The following is a 12,290-nucleotide window of genomic DNA, read 5'->3' as shown; positions in this document are numbered from 1 at the left end:
TCATAGCCCACGTGCCACCGCAGCTGCCGCCCGCAACCACGCCCTGCGGGTTGGGCGTTTGAGAGCACCGAAGCGGATTTGCCCGGACTTGAGGGCCGGGTCAAATGGGACAACGACAACGTCGCGGACGTAGGGCCGGAACTTCTCGGCCGTTTCCTGGGAGAGCCTGGCTTCGCCTTCCTGCCGTTCGGAGACGACAACGACGGCGTTGGCGGCCAGCCCGGCGGAGCGTTCGCTTTTCAGGTCCAGTCCCTGCAACGTCAGGAGGGCAGCCTCTACCCGGTCTTCTTCGTTGGTGGTGGGAACCACCAACTGGTCTGCGTGGTCGATCATGCGGTTCCACTCGGCGCTGCGGTGGTTGTTGCCTGAATCCATCAGGATCAGCCGGTAGTACTTGGAGACAACCCGGTGCAGGATGTCGACCTCTTCAGCGGTTACTTCGTGGGTGCCGTCTACATCTGAATCGGAGCGCAGCACGTCGTACTTGTCGGTGCTCTGGTGGTGGACGAAAGCGTTGATATCCGCGGACTGTGCCGTGGGAGAGAGCAGGGCTTCAGCGTTGGCGATGACGTCCAGGGCGCTGCGGGAGTGATCGCCCTGTTCGGTGCGCCATCCCAGCGTCCCGGTGGTGGGGTTGTTATCCCAGGCCACGACGCTTCCGCCGTTACGGCCGAAAACGGCAGCGAGGTCGGCTACTGTGGGCGTTTTGTTTGACCCGCCCTTCTGGTTCACCACGGCAATGGTGCGGGTGCCGGCGAAGTGCTTGGATGCCAGCCGGACATCTTCACGCTCGCTCAGTTCGTCCTCAGAAGGAGCAATCGAAAGTCCCAGGCTGTTCAGCATTCCCCGGATACCTTGTGTGGCCGGCTCAACAGTACTCGGTGCTGCGAGGAAACTTTCGGCCTCTCTGATTGACCTACGGGTGGTCGCGCCGGCCACTGCTGAGGGCGCAGCCGGGGTGGCTTCTCTAACGAGGGGTGGAGCGGGTTTAGCTGCTGCAACGGTGGTTGTGGCTGCACGGGTGGACGGGATGGCCTCAATGATTGTGCTGGCGTCCTCCGGGACGGTTGTGGGCTGCTCTTCCTCGACCTCGCCGGTCGGTGAGACAACGAGGTATGAAACCCCTGCGTCATCCATCGAGGTCACACGGACCGGGCGGTTCAAGGTGGCTGCTTCTCCGATTGCGCGCTTCATGAGCGCCTGGCGCAGGTCGTTTAGGTCCGGGGCTTCGTAGGGGTGTTCTTCGCCGTTGATTTTCAGGATGCCGGTGTTGTCACCGTTGATGATGGCGCTGATCACCGGTTCCGGCTGGATCAGCGATTTTTCGATGGCCATGGGCCTACCTCTTTCTTTCGGAGTGGTGATGCTGCTTAGGAATCTTTGGGTGCGATGTTGGTGATCAGCCAGGGTTCGTCCTGGCCGGAGCGGTGCAGGGACATCACCCAGAGGCCATCGTTGGTGGGAAATTCGGCCATGACGGACATCGGGTTCTCCTGCTCCCTGACCAAGGCGGGGGGCGAGTGGATCTCCCGTACGGGGATGCGGCCGGGGTCGATGTACTGCGCGGACTCCTGGTACTCGGCGCTCATGTGAGGCTGGAGAGTGTCGAACCATGCCCGTTCCGTCACGTCAGGACGGGCAAACTTGAGCATCAGGTCAGCGGCAAGGGCCTTAACCTCGGCATCGGTGGAGGGCCCCCAGGTCACGGCGGGAACGCCGTGGTCCTCGTCGTGGTCGTGGATCTCAGTCGCGCTGCTGGCTGTGACCGCGGGCCCCGGGGTGTTGTTTGAGGTGGGGGCGGCGCAGCCTGAGACGGCTACGGCAGTCGCGGCCAGGACAAGGCCAATGATGGTGATGCGCATTAGAAGCTCACTCCCTGTGCTTTGAGGATCGGGGCCGGGTCGGTGGTCTGGTTGATCGGCACCATGGGGTTGGGCAGCGCGCCCGGGAAGAATTCCATGTGGAGATGGCGGCCGGTCACGTTGCCGGTGGCTCCCTCGGTCCCCAGCGGGGTCCCGGCGGCTACAACGTCGCCTTCTTTGACCTTCAAGGACCCGGCTTCCATGTGGTAGTAGCCGATGGTGAGCTTCCCGTCCGTCGTCTGGCCCGTAACGCCGCTGCCGAACGTCCCGTCAAGGTGGCGGATCTTGACGATCTTCATGTCCGTCACAGCGATGATGGTGCCGGCCCTGCCCGGGGTGGCGAAGTCGATTCCGTAGTGGAAGTTCGCCAAGACTCCCCCGACGGTCCCGGCAGGTGCGGCACGGGGGCCGTAGCCGCTGGTCATGCTGGCACCGGCCAGGGGATGAACCCACTTACCCGACAGCTCCCCCAAAACCGCTCCCCCGGCGCTTGGGCACGCGCCACTCGCGTCCAGCCCGGCGGTGGCCTCACCACCCAGCGCCTTTACTACTTCGGCCGCAGGGGCGCGGAACTGTGCGTAATGGTTCTCCACCGCGTTGCGCTGCACCCGGTGGATCGCGGTGCTGGGTTCCAGTTGGTCCCAGCCAGGAACGCGGCTCAGAGCCCTGAAGAAATTGGTAGCACTGATGTAGGGGTCCATCCGGTCCGAGTAGCTGCCCCAGGCACCGTTCGCCCGCTGCTGAAACAAACCCCGTGAGTCAGGGCCCGCAGCATCGCCGTAGTCGATTACGTGCAGCGTAGATTCACCGATAGCAGCCTGTACCCCAAGGATCTGCGCGGCCGCAGGAAGCCCCAGGTCCTTTGCCGCTTTCATGATGGCTGCTGCGTTCTCCAGCTGTTTTCCGGAAAACGCGCCCACGGTGGTCGGGATGCTACCCACAGCGACACTGCCACCACTTACGCCGCAGGACTGCGCTGCCTTAGCCCCGCCTGCACCTAGGAACAGCACAACAACAAGAAGTGGTGCGAACAGGAAAGCCATCACAGCTACAGCTGCGGCCGCACTGCTCGATTCCTTTTTCATTGTTCCTCCCCCGTTTACTGCCGCATCTGCGCCCGCAACCCCACTATCAGAATAAACTTCCTAGTGGTGAGACTATCGCATTAAGTTAGTCAGTAAGAAGCCTTCAAGTACTGATGAGACAGAATGAAGGGATGCCCCGCTATGTCCAGCCCTCCCAGCCCGCTCCCCCATGGGCGGCCGATGTCATGAACCTCCTCGGCATCAATCCCCTCAGGCTGGAAATCCTCCGGTTCCTTGCTCAGAACGCGGATGGGGGTACTTCGGGTGATATCGGCCGGGCGGTCGGCGCTGGGTACAAGACTGTCGCTTGGCATCTTCGCCAGCTGGAGTCCCTCAAGGCGGTGGAATCGGGAGCGGAGGGTGAAAACAGGCAAGGGCAGCGCCTGGTCTACAAGTTGCGTGGGGCTGCCTTTGAGGACGCGCTCATGGCCGTCCAGCGCTACGTCAGAGGTTCCTGAGGGCTGGAGTCCAGCGAGTTCCCCTTGCAGCGACTTCAACTTCACTCTCCGAGCTAATGCTCTTTTTCGTTTTGGCGTGTGACAAACTTGTCAAAGTGGATGGGTTCGAAAGCTCAATATATCATCAAGATTGATAATGATGATTTTGTCCCACGTTCCTAAGTAGAGTGAGTCGTAACACCCCAGCCGAACAAGCCCGGAAGCAGAGACATGGCCGTAAGCGCGCAGGAATTTAATGACTGGCTGCGGGCCCATCGTTTGCCTGAGGGGACTTCTGAGCTAAGCAAGCTCCTTGGGCTGAACCGGGCAACTCTCAACAAACAGCGGCTCCGTGGCCGTGTGAGCGAAACCGTCATTGTGGGCTTAGCCAGAGTCGCTCGGATGAATCCCATTACGGCGCTCGGGGAGTTTTCGCAGTACCGCGGGGTCCCGGCCGGCCTCAAACCACCCACCGACGCTGAACTACTGAGTCAGATGACGTACACCGACGTGATGGTGGAGCTTCTGCGTCGGTCGAGGGCTGACCTCGCCCATCGTCTGGCCGGCTACGAAATGAGCCAGATCCCCCACGAGGATGCGGTACGGGCGTGGATCGATGCTGTGGACCCGGGCGATCTCAGGCGCCAGATTGCAGAGCGGGTGGGTCTCAAACTCACCAACCTCTCAGCATTACTGACAGAGAACCGGCTGCCGCCGGAAGTTGCTGTAGCAGCAGCGGAGCTCGCTGGAACGTCCTTTGCCAGCGGCCTCGTTGTAACGGGCCTAGTAACCCCACAGGAAGCAGGATGGCCCCTGTACTGCAGGGAGAACAGTTTTGATCTTATGGATGATCTGGCACTCATCGATGCCACCGAGGCGAAGTTGAAGCAGCTGCGCCGCACAACGAAGAAGAAAATGGACGCCGAAGCGACGGTGCAGAACTTTTGGGAGACATTGGGCTGATGGAAATACTCTTCTGGGCTGTACTCGCGGTGGCAGCTGGCTTAAGCCTTACGCGCATTCCCGGGCTGAGCCGCAGTCGAAACCAAGCCATTTTCCTTTGCGGTCTCTCGTTGTGCGTTGCGTTCGCGATCATGCTCCCGCCCGTTTACACGGCCATCGACTCGATGTTCGTCAGAACCAATTTCACTGACCTTTTCGCCAAGTTATGCCTCTTCCTCGCCGTCAACATACTTGTCGCCCAGGTAGCCAAGCCGCTCAAAGCTGCAAAGGCCCTACAGCTGACGGCAGGCATTCCAGGCCGACTGATACTTGTCCTGGTGTACGGGCTTGAAATGGTCCTCTTTGCCCTGACTACTACCGATATGCCCTCCCCCGGCCTCGGAGCCTATATGAGCGATCCAGTGGTGTTCGCCTACAACGCGGTCACGGTCCTCTACGTCGCCTCACTCTGCAGCCTGGTCGTCGGCCCACTGTTCCAGCAGGTGCGCAGAGGTGGCCATCTGTTCCAGCGCTGGTCTTCCGGCCTCGTCCTGGCCGGCTTCTCCCTGGCGATTCTGAGGGCCGTTGTTTTCCTCGTGGGCTGGGTGGTGCCCGGGCTATACGAAGTAGGACAAAGCATCAGCGCCATCTCCGCACTCCTCGTTGTGGCTGGCCTTGCCTGTGCTTGGTTTGGCCTGCGCAAATACAGCGTCCCCGCCATCCGTCAGAGCCACTTGCGAGGGGAATCAGCATGACTGCCAGCGTGTCGCCGCGTGTTAAATCTAGTCATATAGCTAGTGTGAGCGGCATGGGAAAAGTTCTCCGGCGTGCGCGCGGCACTGGCATTGGCAATGTGCAGACTAACTACCTCATCCCTCCCCACAGCAAGCAAAAGCTGGAGGATGTCTCTGCTCGGATGGGCATGAGTGGCGCCGAGGGACTAGAAGCAATTCTGGATCACCTGGAATTGGAGGCCGATGGCCTGCCGTCCTGGGCTGACCGCGAGAAGCTACAGGAGGCTTTGCCTATCGCAAAGGCCAGTTAAGAGTTGAAGGCCCGCACTAGGCGGGCCTTCACTAAGTATCCGTTCAGATCTGCGTTTCCTGGCAGTTACTCGATCTGAACTTTTGAAGCTTCCTCTTGCGAGGACGCTCCCTTTCTCACACCCTCCAACAAGAAGGTATTGCCCCTATGGTACCGGAACCCGGTTCCGGGTCAACGGCTGACCGCGTGAGTGTCGGCCGTCAAGTCGCAGTCGAACGAGATCCCAAGCGGCTGCTGCTGACCCCTGAAAATGTGTCTGCTCTAGGAGCTGGCTTCACTGACGTCGCTGAACCCCTGCCCCAAGACTCCCCTACCCAGCCCAGGCGGCGTATGGGACGCAAGGGCAAGCAAAGGCCCAGGCGGGTACGTAAAGCCAAAGAACGTAGCAACCGTGCTGTCTGGTCGGTCATCCCGGCAGGGCACAGGCCTGCCCGGCATATCATCCGGTGGCTGCGCAGCATCCAGGAGCTGGCAGAGTTCCAGCTGGCCCGCAAAGACCTAAAGGCGAACATTTGGCGGTTCGCCAATGCCGTCGCCCAGTGCCCGGGCTTTGACCCCGCCAGCATGACCGTGATGCCCCTCTGGCAGCGCCTTCAGGAACGGTTCGGCTTCCCGTCTAAGAGCATCTCAAACTACTTCCGTCGGCTCAGAGACTGGGGAGTACTGGCAGTGGTGGCCACGGGCCGTACAGCGGAGTTCACGCCTAAATCCAGCGGCCGCACGGACAATGAAGCCGCTATTTACGTACTGCTGGAAAAAGTCGAAGAAGAGGGTGTGGAAAAAAGTAGCGTACCGGTGCCCAATAGGGCTGTTAATAACCCCCCGCACGCGCGGGCGGGCGAAGAGTCAAAGCTCAACATTGATGCGGCTACGCCGCACGCTTCATTGAAGCGCGCCGCACAGCGGCGCGAGATAAATCACCAACTGCTCAATCGGAAGGCACCACTGTGGAACCCCAACGAGACGACAAGCGCCAAGACCAAGCGTGAGCGCCGCGAGGCTGAGCGTCTAGCCTCGCTTGAGCTTCAATTCAGGTCTTTTCCGCTGCAACGCATCTCCACCCCTCACGTGGCTGCTATCTGCCGGCCATTCTTCCGAGCGGGATGGACAATCAGGGACATTCTTCACGCCATCGACTGGCGGCCGAACACGGACGCCAGATATCACCACGACGGCGCCAACGGCGTGGAGAACACGGGGGCCTGGTTGAAGTTCCGCCTTGGCAAATGGGTCCGTAAGGATGGCGGTTTCTACCGCTCCCCCAGCCAAAAACAGGCCGCAGAGAACGCCCAGCGCAAAGCAGAGCAGCGCGCAGCAGATGAGCGAAGGACACGCGACCGCGCCGAGCGGGCTGCGTACACCCCGCCCGCCCTGGGATGGCGAGAGCGCTTCGCCCTCCTGCAGGAAGCGAAGGGAGCTTGATGAATCAGCTCCACCGCCCCGCCAGCGAGGACAACGAGAAGCTACACGCCGGGAAAACCGACCGCCTGGGCCGTCTTGTTCCATTCCTCAATGCGAGAGCTGAGCATTTTATTCAGCTCCTGCGCCGTCGATGAATGGAGGTAGTGCCGGACTCCGTGGATGGTTACCTCGATGCATTCATCCTGGTCGTCGTCTGTCAGCGCAACACCAACATGGCCGTCGGGCCAATTTCGAGGCACGATTGGCTCGTGCGTCTCGGTGACAGGTTCCCTTATCACCTTGATCTGCTGACGCTCTACTTTTAGGCGGCTTGCCTTCCCCATGATTCTCCTTTTGTACGACTGGTCCAGTAAGTATCACTGACCGAGCGACAAGTTCCCCATGGTCCAAGACTTGGGGGCGGCCGTCTCCCCCGGCGTTAGGCTGGGGTTTCTTTCAGCAGGGACGACACAAGCGAGTGTGCAGGGCCGAGGCTGTGCAGGCACAGGAACCCGGCCGCCGTGGCCGGCCTCAAAGGCACAGGGGGTGGCTTTTGGGCCCGGTACAAGGGCGGCGCCTCGCCGGCCAGCCAGACAAGCGGGCGCGCGCGGTCGGGCCCGAATATAGTCATTGGGTACTTTAGGTATAAAAGCACTGAAAGGTACTATATAGTGTTTATACCTAATAGATATCTCATAGCCGCGGGGCGAGTTACCTGACGCGGTTCCACGAGAGCCCGCCATTTAGGGGTAATAGCGATCATGAACCTAATAGGAGGCGTGTCGTTATAAACCCTAATAGGGATATTGGCTATATTTGACCCACCACTGATTGGAGATTCCATGGCAGCGACCATCTACGCGCTCATCAACCAAAAGGGCGGCGTCGGCAAGACGACGGAAACATACAGCCTGACCAGAGCTTTGGTTGCGTCCGGAAAGCGCGTCCTGGCGATAGACGCCGACCCACAGGGAAACCTCAGCGGCATCCTGGCTGCAGAGAACGTAGAAGCGGACCAACTCACATTTGCTGATGTACTGCTGGGGGAGAAGGTCCACGACGTTGAAGTGGAAGGCATCTGGGAAGGGCTAACGGTTCTCCCGGGCAACTCCAACACGACCAAAGCCATTCAGCAGCTACACACTGAGCACGGCCGCGAGTACCGGCTCAAAGAAGCTCTGGCGAACAGCCTGGAGCGCTACGACATCATCCTCATTGACTGCGCACCAAGTCTGGAACTGCACACCATCAACGCGCTTGCAGCGGCGCACCGCGCCCTGGTGATCTGCCAACCCGGCAAGTTTTCCCTTGATGGGTTGAGTCAGCTGCAGCTGAGCTTCGACAGCGTCTCGCGGTACTACAACCCCTTGCTGACAGTGGCAGGAGTGATAGTCAACGGAAACCGCAACACCCTGACGCACAAGGCATGGATAGGTGACCTCGCCGAAGCCTCGCCATGGCGCGTGTTCACGCCCTACGTGCCGTACTGGAGCGTTATCCAAGACGCGATGGAGGCCGGCCTGGGCCTAGACGAGTGGCCCGGAGACGACAAAGCGCGGCAAGCCTACGAAATCTACGCAAGGCATCTGGCGCACCTGGACGAAATTGAACTTCGTCCGCACCTGGAGAAGATCTTCCCGAAGTATGACTACAGCACTCTGGAGAGCTGACATGGCACAACGACCCGAACGCCGGAAGAGCACTCTCGGGGCTGCGCATCCGATCGAACACCAAAACAACCAGGCGCCCGTGGGGGAGAAGCAAGAAGCCGCGGAGCGTTTGACCACGACCACGGACCAGGCCCCTTCGCCCTCGCGGGCAGAGGAATCCGCCGCGCCGGCCGCTGCGCCGAAAGCCACCAACAAGGCTGGCAAGGCACAGCCCAAAGGGGCCTTCTACGCGGACGAAGACGTCCTGGAACGGATTCGGGCTGCATGGTTTCACACCCCTACCACCGCGGCCGAGCGGGAAGCATCCTTTTCGGACTTCCTTCGGGAAGCTGCCCTGGAGAGGATGCAGCGGCGCGAGAAAACCTATAACGAGGGCAATCCATTCCCCACCGTTCCATCAGGCAAAATCGCGCGCGGACGCCGCTAATAGGTACAAATGCCCTTATAGAACTAAAAGGTATAAAGGCCAGTGCTGGCTTTGTATCGCTCAGGCAGGCTTTGGATGGTATTGCTGGCTAATTGCGCAGCTCGATCAGGAAGAACGTAAGTGTCTATATCAGTCGTTTCACGAAAGCTCCTCTGGGGCCGAGCCGCCGACCGCTGTTCATGGCCGGAGTGCCGCCGCCCACTCAGTCAGGATCTTGCGCGCAGCGCAAAGGCAATAATCCTTGGCGAAGAAGCGCATATCGTCGCGAGGGAGAAGGATGGGCCTCGCGGCGAATCCACGCTGACTACGGAGGAACGTGACGAGTACGACAACCTGATTCTGCTCTGCTCATATGACCACACTCGCATCGACAAAGCTCCGGAAGAGTACACCGTTGAGTTCTTGCTTGAGACAAAGGCAAATCATGAGTCCTGGGTACAGGAGACCTTGGGATCAGAGGTAGACGCGAATGAAGTTCGGTGGGGACAAATCGTTGACCAACTCGTGGCAAAACTGGGACTGGACACGTGGGCTTCCGACGTCAGCCCGTTCTTTAGCGGAAGCCCGATCAATTTAGCTGTTACCACGGAGGAACGGCTTCGTGAATGCGCATTGTGGATTGCGACGCGACCTTGGCCACAAGGGCGTGACAGGCTCAAAGCTGTAATAGTCAATATCGGTCTTTTTCTGAACGAGTTGCTCAATACGTTCAATGAGTACGCGGAGCTGCAAACCGGCGGACACCGCCGGATCTATCCAGCCTTCTACCGGATTCCGAGGTGGGATACGGAGCTATATAACTCCCTCTTGGTGAAGTACAAGGGCCGGCGGGCGTATCTTTCGGATCTAACACTTGAAATCACCCGCTACATCAATCTGTTTGGCGATCTGGTTCGAGAAGACTTGGACCCGTTCTTCCGCCAGGAGGTCGGACATCTTACGGTGATTGTCGAAGGCCAAATGCCTTGGGAGTACGGCGCCCACATACCTCAGTTCGCACAAGAAGATGTGGAAAGCGCGCTCGGAGTGCAGGCGCTAGCTGCTTTTGAGGAAGCCCGCTCTTCGCGGACGCCGCGTTTCCAGTGGTGAGTGCATAGATATGAGGCCGAACGGCACGGTAGCGGGCTGTTGAAACGACATTCGGGCAAATTATGAGCGAACTGACGTTGCGCTTTCTTCAAGGCCCTTCCCATCAACTCGTTTGTCCGCACGAGGCGGCAGATGCCGGTAAAGGGTGGTCCGCGCCAGGCCCGTCTTGGTGACGATTTCGCGCATGGGTGTTCCCTTGTCCCGCAGCATCAAGGCATGTTCGAGCTTGTCAGGATCCACGACGGAGGGCCTACCTGTGCGCCGGCCGTTGGCTGTGGCAACGGCCCGGGCGTGGGCAGCGCGTTCGGCCGCATAAGTGCGTTCCATTTCCGCAAAGAGGGCCAGCATGACCACGGCCAGCTGCGCCATCGGACTGTCCGGAGTCGATGTGTCGATGCGCAAAGGGTCGGCCAGTGTCCGGATCCCGACTTCACGCTCTTTGAGCTCGTGCATCAGGTTGAGCGTATCCCGCACTGTTCGCCCTAAGCGGTCCAAGGTGTGCACAACGATTACATCGCCGGCCCTGGCGTGCCGCAGCGCAGCATGAAGGCCGGGCCGGTCCCTTGTCGCCCCCGACCTCTTATCGGAAAAAACCGTTGTGATGCCGGCGACCGCCAAGGCGTCCAGTTGCCGGCCCAGGTCTTGCTTGGCTGTTGAGACCCGCGCGTATCCGATATCCATTCCCGCACGGTACCGAAAGTTGTCCTCGTGACGCTGAATTGTGGCTTACCTTTTGGCATAACATCCGGGACGTTCAAATTACGTGGAGCTACGTGGGTTCGAGCTGCCGGGGAGTGTCCCGTTTGGTTCTGTCCCAGTTCTAAGGAAGTGGGACAGGACGGTCACTAGCCCGCTGTTGCTATGTGGGGCGGTGGGGGAACTTAACTCTCGGTGCCGGACACTACTAGGTATGAACCAATTGGGGGAACAGGATGCTGAGCTGTGGGCGAGGTGCGTCAGCGGGGACCAGGATGCCCTCGGAATGCTGTTCGAGAGACACTCTGATGCGGTTTTCCGGTACTGCCTCAGCCGTACCGGTTCTTGGCATGACGCTGAAGAGCTCGTCTCGGTCACCTTCCTTGAGGCGTGGCGCCAACGCAATAGTCTGACCTTGCAGCGGGACTCGTTGCTTCCCTGGTTGTTGGGTGTGGCGACGAACGCGGCGAAGAACAAAGCCCGCTCAGTTCGCAGGTATGAGCAGTTCCTGGGCCGCCTGCCGCATTCAGCTGTTGCTGCGGACCATGCCACCGCGGCCGATGAACGGATTGATGTGGAGCGGCAGGTGAGGGAGCTGCTGGAGGGGGCTGCCGGTCTGAGCGCCGGGGAGCGGGACGTGCTGCTGCTGTGCGTGATGAACGGTTACAGCTACGAGGACACCGCGGCCGCCCTGGGCATCCCCATTGGGACCGTCCGTTCCCGTGTGAACCGGGCCAAGAAGAAGCTCCGTACTGCCGCACCCCATCTCGTAGGCCGTGGCGATGACTCTCAAGCAATTTTGGAATCGAGGCTGTCATGAACCTTTCAGACGTCCGCTATCCAGCCGACACCAAACAGGCCGTCCGCAACCTGCTCATTCAGGAAGCAGGCCGCCAAACCAAAACCGTCCCTTGGTGGCGTAAACCCGCCGCCCTTACCTTCGCCGGGCTGGCCCTTGCCAGCTCGACCGCGGCCGGCGTGTACGTGGCCCTGGCGCCGGTGGAGGACAAACGGGATATCCGCTGCTACTACCGGGCTGACCTCACCACCAACTATCCAGTCGAGACGTCTCCGGGGAAAACCAGGCCCCCGTACATCACCACGGGGATCTTCATCACCGGCTTCGACAGCAAAAACAATCCCAACCCGGCCGACAGGAACGCCGGCATGCAACAGGTCAACGACCCCATCAACCAGTGCAGCCGGGTGTGGGATATGGGAAACATGTACCTGAAGGGCATCAACGATGACCTCGTCCCAGACGACTTCGTGCCACCTCCCTTTGGACAACCCGCCGAGCGAACCGCAACCGAGGTACTAAGGGACCAGAACGGCAATCCTCTCTATCCCGATCCAGCGATTAGGGAGTTGGGCAACTACATACCGTTCCTCACAGAGTGCGTCGTGGACAACACCGTCGCCGTGATCCCCGGTCCTGCCGAAGTGTGCGCGCAGCTCGGCATCCCCGCCCTCGAAAAGTAGCCATGGACACCGTGACGGAAATGAGCAGCACATGAAGAAAATCAACCACCACGCTGACCCTGCTACTTATCTCATTGGACGTCGTCATCTTCGCGCATCAAGCGTGGGCCGGCACCGCTCCGGCAAATTAGAGGAGACCTCACAGGTAACAGCCC

General features: G+C 60.0%; 15 protein-coding genes. 10 read left to right on the top strand and 5 right to left on the bottom strand.

The window, feature by feature from the left end; genetic code table 11:
• The 3 genes from ACFVYC_RS20950 to ACFVYC_RS20940 are packed head-to-tail and all read right to left on the bottom strand — an operon-like array spanning position 1 to position 2,803.
• Positions 1 to 1,335: a MinD/ParA family protein gene (locus ACFVYC_RS20950; protein ID WP_387553905.1), complete on the bottom strand. Its 1,335-nt coding sequence runs from the start codon at positions 1,333 to 1,335 to the stop codon at positions 1 to 3.
• 35 nt (positions 1,336 to 1,370) lie between these two features.
• On the bottom strand, positions 1,371 to 1,862 hold the full coding sequence (locus ACFVYC_RS20945; RefSeq protein WP_387553903.1) for a hypothetical protein: 492 nt from the start codon (positions 1,860 to 1,862) through the stop codon (positions 1,371 to 1,373).
• Positions 1,862 to 2,803: a M23 family metallopeptidase gene (locus ACFVYC_RS20940; RefSeq protein ID WP_387553900.1), complete on the bottom strand. Its 942-nt coding sequence runs from the start codon at positions 2,801 to 2,803 to the stop codon at positions 1,862 to 1,864. The genes ACFVYC_RS20945 and ACFVYC_RS20940 overlap by 1 nt, the downstream gene beginning before the upstream one ends.
• 257 nt (positions 2,804 to 3,060) lie before the next feature.
• On the opposite strand from ACFVYC_RS20940, the gene ACFVYC_RS20935 reads away from it, so the two are divergent.
• The 5 genes from ACFVYC_RS20935 to ACFVYC_RS20915 all read left to right on the top strand — a co-directional run bounded on the left by ACFVYC_RS20935 (position 3,061) and on the right by ACFVYC_RS20915 (position 6,792).
• Positions 3,061 to 3,405: an ArsR/SmtB family transcription factor gene (locus ACFVYC_RS20935; protein ID WP_387553898.1), complete on the top strand. Its 345-nt coding sequence runs from the start codon at positions 3,061 to 3,063 to the stop codon at positions 3,403 to 3,405.
• A gap of 339 nt (positions 3,406 to 3,744) precedes the next feature.
• Positions 3,745 to 4,347, top strand: a complete 603-nt coding sequence (locus ACFVYC_RS20930) for a hypothetical protein (RefSeq protein WP_387553896.1) — start codon at positions 3,745 to 3,747, stop codon at positions 4,345 to 4,347.
• 131 nt (positions 4,348 to 4,478) lie between these two features.
• Positions 4,479 to 5,081 carry a hypothetical protein gene (locus ACFVYC_RS20925; RefSeq protein WP_387553894.1) on the top strand — a complete coding sequence of 201 codons (603 nt, stop codon included), beginning with the start codon at positions 4,479 to 4,481 and terminating at the stop codon, positions 5,079 to 5,081.
• A complete protein-coding gene (locus tag ACFVYC_RS20920; protein ID WP_364275462.1) occupies positions 5,078 to 5,371 on the top strand; it encodes a hypothetical protein in 294 nt (97 codons plus the stop codon). The genes ACFVYC_RS20925 and ACFVYC_RS20920 overlap by 4 nt, the downstream gene beginning before the upstream one ends.
• A 329-nt stretch (positions 5,372 to 5,700) precedes the next feature.
• Positions 5,701 to 6,792, top strand: a complete 1,092-nt coding sequence (locus ACFVYC_RS20915; protein WP_387553892.1) for a hypothetical protein — start codon at positions 5,701 to 5,703, stop codon at positions 6,790 to 6,792.
• 41 nt (positions 6,793 to 6,833) lie between these two features.
• Here the strand turns inward: ACFVYC_RS20915 and ACFVYC_RS20910 are convergent, their stop codons facing one another.
• Positions 6,834 to 7,115: a hypothetical protein gene (locus tag ACFVYC_RS20910; RefSeq protein ID WP_387553890.1), complete on the bottom strand. Its 282-nt coding sequence runs from the start codon at positions 7,113 to 7,115 to the stop codon at positions 6,834 to 6,836.
• A gap of 498 nt (positions 7,116 to 7,613) precedes the next feature.
• Between ACFVYC_RS20910 and ACFVYC_RS20905 the strand changes: the two genes are divergently transcribed.
• The 3 genes from ACFVYC_RS20905 to ACFVYC_RS20895 all read left to right on the top strand — a co-directional run bounded on the left by ACFVYC_RS20905 (position 7,614) and on the right by ACFVYC_RS20895 (position 9,957).
• Positions 7,614 to 8,441 (top strand): ParA family protein, encoded by an 828-nt coding sequence (locus tag ACFVYC_RS20905; protein ID WP_387553888.1) that lies wholly within the window; start codon positions 7,614 to 7,616, stop codon positions 8,439 to 8,441.
• A gap of 1 nt (position 8,442) precedes the next feature.
• Positions 8,443 to 8,868 (top strand): hypothetical protein, encoded by a 426-nt coding sequence (locus tag ACFVYC_RS20900; RefSeq protein WP_387553886.1) that lies wholly within the window; start codon positions 8,443 to 8,445, stop codon positions 8,866 to 8,868.
• A gap of 120 nt (positions 8,869 to 8,988) precedes the next feature.
• Entirely contained in the window at positions 8,989 to 9,957 is a 969-nt protein-coding gene (locus ACFVYC_RS20895; protein WP_387553884.1) for a hypothetical protein, read from the top strand.
• Between the two features lie 60 nt (positions 9,958 to 10,017).
• Here ACFVYC_RS20895 and ACFVYC_RS20890 read toward each other — a convergent pair whose 3' ends face one another.
• Positions 10,018 to 10,638: a recombinase family protein gene (locus tag ACFVYC_RS20890; RefSeq protein ID WP_387553882.1), complete on the bottom strand. Its 621-nt coding sequence runs from the start codon at positions 10,636 to 10,638 to the stop codon at positions 10,018 to 10,020.
• A gap of 229 nt (positions 10,639 to 10,867) precedes the next feature.
• Between ACFVYC_RS20890 and ACFVYC_RS20885 the strand changes: the two genes are divergently transcribed.
• Together ACFVYC_RS20885 and ACFVYC_RS20880 are read left to right on the top strand one after the other, a co-directional pair.
• On the top strand, positions 10,868 to 11,473 hold the full coding sequence (locus ACFVYC_RS20885) for an RNA polymerase sigma factor (RefSeq protein ID WP_387553880.1): 606 nt from the start codon (positions 10,868 to 10,870) through the stop codon (positions 11,471 to 11,473).
• On the top strand, positions 11,470 to 12,135 hold the full coding sequence (locus ACFVYC_RS20880; RefSeq protein WP_387553878.1) for a hypothetical protein: 666 nt from the start codon (positions 11,470 to 11,472) through the stop codon (positions 12,133 to 12,135). The genes ACFVYC_RS20885 and ACFVYC_RS20880 overlap by 4 nt, the downstream gene beginning before the upstream one ends.
• The last annotated feature ends 155 nt before the right edge of the window (positions 12,136 to 12,290 follow it).

Origin of the sequence: Pseudarthrobacter sp. NPDC058329 (genome assembly GCF_042879835.1) — a bacterium.
Classification (GTDB): Bacteria; Actinomycetota; Actinomycetes; order Actinomycetales; family Micrococcaceae; genus Arthrobacter.
This window is presented reverse-complemented; position numbering and strand designations above follow the sequence as displayed.

Bases quoted from the DNA above. Each gene is read 5' to 3' on its own strand.
- ACFVYC_RS20950 (WP_387553905.1), bottom strand. From the start codon at position 1,335: ATGGCCATCGAAAAATCGCTGATCCAGCCGGAACCGGTGATCAGCGCC.
- ACFVYC_RS20945 (WP_387553903.1), bottom strand. From the start codon at position 1,862: ATGCGCATCACCATCATTGGCCTTGTCCTGGCCGCGACTGCCGTAGCC.
- ACFVYC_RS20935 (WP_387553898.1), top strand. From the start codon at position 3,061: ATGAGACAGAATGAAGGGATGCCCCGCTATGTCCAGCCCTCCCAGCCC.
- ACFVYC_RS20925 (WP_387553894.1), top strand. From the start codon at position 4,479: ATGCTCCCGCCCGTTTACACGGCCATCGACTCGATGTTCGTCAGAACC.
- ACFVYC_RS20920 (WP_364275462.1), top strand. From the start codon at position 5,078: ATGACTGCCAGCGTGTCGCCGCGTGTTAAATCTAGTCATATAGCTAGT.
- ACFVYC_RS20915 (WP_387553892.1), top strand. From the start codon at position 5,701: ATGGGACGCAAGGGCAAGCAAAGGCCCAGGCGGGTACGTAAAGCCAAA.
- ACFVYC_RS20910 (WP_387553890.1), bottom strand. From the start codon at position 7,115: ATGGGGAAGGCAAGCCGCCTAAAAGTAGAGCGTCAGCAGATCAAGGTG.
- ACFVYC_RS20905 (WP_387553888.1), top strand. From the start codon at position 7,614: ATGGCAGCGACCATCTACGCGCTCATCAACCAAAAGGGCGGCGTCGGC.
- ACFVYC_RS20900 (WP_387553886.1), top strand. From the start codon at position 8,443: ATGGCACAACGACCCGAACGCCGGAAGAGCACTCTCGGGGCTGCGCAT.
- ACFVYC_RS20890 (WP_387553882.1), bottom strand. From the start codon at position 10,638: ATGGATATCGGATACGCGCGGGTCTCAACAGCCAAGCAAGACCTGGGC.
- ACFVYC_RS20885 (WP_387553880.1), top strand. From the start codon at position 10,868: ATGAACCAATTGGGGGAACAGGATGCTGAGCTGTGGGCGAGGTGCGTC.
- ACFVYC_RS20880 (WP_387553878.1), top strand. From the start codon at position 11,470: ATGAACCTTTCAGACGTCCGCTATCCAGCCGACACCAAACAGGCCGTC.